Genomic DNA, 268 nt, shown 5'->3' with positions numbered 1-268 from the left:
GCTTGTAGCTCAGGTGGTTAGAGCGCACCCCTGATAAGGGTGAGGTCGGTGGTTCAAGTCCACTCAGGCCTACCAAATTCGCCTCCGTGCTGTGTTACGGCGATGCTCGCATACTTCAGTATGCTTCGCACCACCGCGCCTTGCCCGGAAACGAATTAGGGTACAGAGATTAGCATTTACGATGGGGTTATAGCTCAGCTGGGAGAGCGCCTGCCTTGCACGCAGGAGGTCTGCGGTTCGATCCCGCATAGCTCCACCATCTTTACTG

General features: G+C 56.0%; 1 tRNA gene. It reads left to right on the top strand.

The features are described 5' to 3' along the window. The first annotated feature begins 183 nt into the window (after nucleotides 1-183). Nucleotides 184-259, top strand: a tRNA-Ala gene (locus OGX67_RS00455). Nucleotides 260-268: the final 9 nt, after the last annotated feature.

The organism is Citrobacter sp. Cf118, from assembly GCF_030334095.1.
Lineage (GTDB): Bacteria > Pseudomonadota > Gammaproteobacteria > Enterobacterales > Enterobacteriaceae > Citrobacter > Citrobacter freundii.
Note: the sequence above shows the minus strand (reverse complement) of the source record. Positions and strands in the feature narration are given on the sequence as shown.